Annotated in this window: 2 protein-coding genes; both read right to left on the bottom strand. The window is 35.4% G+C overall.

Going from position 1 to position 3,131, the window contains the following annotated elements; translation table 11 throughout:
• Positions 1–298 precede the first annotated feature (298 nt).
• Complete coding sequence (gene dtd / locus AFK68_RS04415; protein ID WP_094671755.1) at positions 299–745, bottom strand: D-aminoacyl-tRNA deacylase; 447 nt, start codon at positions 743–745, stop codon at positions 299–301.
• A 217-nt stretch (positions 746–962) separates the two neighbouring features.
• Positions 963–2,105 carry a GTP-binding protein gene (locus AFK68_RS04410; RefSeq protein WP_094671754.1) on the bottom strand — a complete coding sequence of 381 codons (1,143 nt, stop codon included), beginning with the start codon at positions 2,103–2,105 and terminating at the stop codon, positions 963–965.
• Positions 2,106–3,131 lie beyond the last annotated feature (1,026 nt).

Below are 3,131 nucleotides of genomic sequence, written 5' to 3'. Positions count from 1 at the left end.
CTTTTTCCTCAGAACGCAAAAACTTTTGCTCACTTTGGTCAACTTCACCACTTACCAATTTGCCCAAACAACCAGAACAATTTCCTTGCAAAAATCCTCCGAAAAAATCTAAGTATTTCCCAGAAAATGCTGATATAGTAATTATCAGGAGAGGCAATAAAGTCGGATTGATTAATTATCAATTATCAAATATCCATTGGTAATTATCAGGCTGCATATTAGATAACTCACTTTTTTTGTTTCCCTTATTTGAGATAGTGACTAGATTCTTAACTTATCAGAATAATTTATTAGTTGCTTATCTTTCTAATAATAAAGTTACCGGACCATCATTCTCAATTTCAACTTGCATCATTGCTCCAAAAATACCAGTTTCTACTTTTAAACCACTCAATTTTAATTGCTCTACAAATAACTGATAAAGTTGTTTAGCAAATTCAGGAGATGCGGAATTATCAAAAGATGGGCGACGACCTTTACGACAGTCTCCATAGAGAGTAAATTGACTAACTATTAATAATTCACCATTTATATCTTTGACAGATTTTTCCCAACGGTTATTATCACTATTTGGGTCAGGAAATAAACGCATATCTAAACATTTACGCACCATCCAATTTATTTCATTTTCTGTATCAGTCGTGGCAATACCAACAAGCAAATTTAATCCTTTGCCAATTTTGCCGACAATTTCTCCATTTACTTTTACCTGAGAAAAATTAACCCTTTGGATAACAACTCGCATTTCAGTTATAGCGCTAGGGAATAGGGAATAGGGAATAGGGAATAGGGAATAGGGAATAGTAAACTGTCAAAGGGTTTTTCTTACAGAAAAGCTCCGCTAACAGCATTTAGAAATCTCCTAATCTTTACTTCGACTACTATATCAGTTTTTAGGGTTCAGAACTCAGCTTTCAAAGATTTGAAAGTTGAGTTCTGAGTGCCATATCAATTATTAATTATTAATTACTAACACAGTCTTCTAATTGCGCTCGCAACTTTTCATGTTCTAAGTTTTGACCAATCAAAACCAACTGATTTTTATGATTCTCTTTCCACTGATCATCATCAACAATACTAAACCGCTTACCACTTAAATGAAATATATGTCGTAAAGAGCTTTCTTGAAACCATAAAATACCCTTAGCTCGGAAGACATTTGCAGGTAATTGATTATCCAAAAAATATTGGAATTTCTTAAGAGAAAAAGGCTTATTACTTTGAAAAGAAATAGAAGTAAATCCATCATTTTCTAAGTGGTCAGAATGATGGTGATGATGCTCATGGTTATGGTCGTGATGGTGATGATGGTCATGGTCATGGTCATGGTCATGATGGTGATGATGTTCATGGTCATGTTCATGGTCGTGATGATGATGATGTTCATGGTCATGGTCATGGTCATGGCCATGGTCATGGTTATGAGCTTCTATTTCGTCAAAATACTTATCTGACTCAAACAAACCCACACTCAGAATTAACGGTAAAGCTACTTGCGATTCCCTAGTTCTCATAATTCTCGCATCTTTTTTAACATCCCTAATTTTCACTTCCAATGAATCTAAATCTGCTTCATTAACCAAGTCAGTTTTATTTAATAAAATAATATCACTATAGACAATTTGACTATGTGCTGCTTGACTATTAAACAAATCAAGACTATAGTTAGCAGCATCTACCAAAGTAATAATTGAATCTAGGCGAGTCATATCTCGTAACTCAGTTCCTAAAAAAGTTAAAGCTACTGGCAATGGGTCAGCTAAACCAGTAGTTTCTACCACCATATAATCAATTTTGTCTTGTCTTTCTAAAATTTGATAAACTGCATTTTTCAAATCATCGTTAATAGTACAGCAAACACAACCATTAGTAAGTTCCACCATTGTGTCATCTGCATCAGTAGAAACAATTAACTCATTATCAATCCCAATCTCTCCAAATTCATTTACCAAAACAGCAGTTTTTACACCCTGTTGATTTTGCAATATATGGTTAAGTAAAGTAGTTTTACCACTGCCCAGAAAACCCGAAATTACTGTTACTGGTAAACCATGTTTTGGTATATCCATATTTGAGGTATATAATTGAGTAGTTGTTGATTGCATAGTCTTCCTCTCAAATTAGGTTAATCTTGATTATTGATTGGTATTAATGACAAAAAAAGTAGTCTTTTCAGTTATCAGTTATCAGTACCTCCCTTTGAATTAGGAAGCTTGAAATACTGAGGTTTATTCTTTTTATCCCCTATCCAAAGGGAAGCTTTAAACCTTATTTTTTAGTCATATTACCTTTCAATTAAAATTGAAGTTGCCCTATAGAAATAGCAATAGATAAATAGGGATATTTATTTGCTTTCTAGCTAGGCTAGTATGATTATTATAGTAGTAACTTTAATACTTCCAAAGGAAGAAAAACCTAAATTATAGTGCTTTTCAGATTGATGACCTGATGTTACAATCAAAACCTTGTAGGGACGTTCTATGAAACGTCCCTACTGTTGTCTACCGATCAAAAAAGGCTGTAAGTAATAAGTTAACTTCCCTGGCGGGAAGTCCCACGCTCTCCCGCAGGGGAACGTCATAAAGGAAAGCCAGGGCCAAGATTCGGATACCTCCATAAGCTAAACGTTCATAAGCCCTTGACAAGCTAGGTACATTTTGTTATTGTAAGCGTCATCACAGGGGGAGGACATCACCTCTATTAAAACAGTGGTCAGTTTTTGCTGACTGAAGAATCCCGGGTTCGTCATCGTCATCGTCATCGTTATGTTGCGTAAGCGCAACGTCGGGAGTATGTCAAGTAAGACCAATGTTTTTTATAGGGCTACGCAAAATAGGAATAGGCAATAGTAGACTGTCAAAAGTTTTCAGGATTTATAAATTCAAAGACCTTAATGCGTAAGCCTATAAAATTCTAGGCATTAAGCACGATTACTTCCCTACTCCCCCAGGACTAATTCTTTGTCGTCAGAGAATATTTACAACCCTATAGTTTGTTAAGATTCTGTGCTTCCCCCACTTCCCCCACTTTTCGGACTCCTTTTCAACCAAAACAAGATAGGGTAGGTTTTCTAGAAACAGATCCAAAAGATGAATCTCCTCTACCAAACCCTCCACCTTCGGCAGATCCTT

The sequence above is a fragment of the Hydrocoleum sp. CS-953 genome (assembly GCF_002260545.1).
Classification (GTDB): Bacteria; Cyanobacteriota; Cyanobacteriia; order Cyanobacteriales; family Microcoleaceae; genus Trichodesmium.
This window is presented reverse-complemented; position numbering and strand designations above follow the sequence as displayed.

Coding starts and splice junctions, on each gene's coding strand:
- dtd (WP_094671755.1), bottom strand. CDS start 745: ATGCGAGTTGTTATCCAAAGGGTTAATTTTTCTCAGGTAAAAGTAAAT.
- AFK68_RS04410 (WP_094671754.1), bottom strand. CDS start 2,105: ATGCAATCAACAACTACTCAATTATATACCTCAAATATGGATATACCA.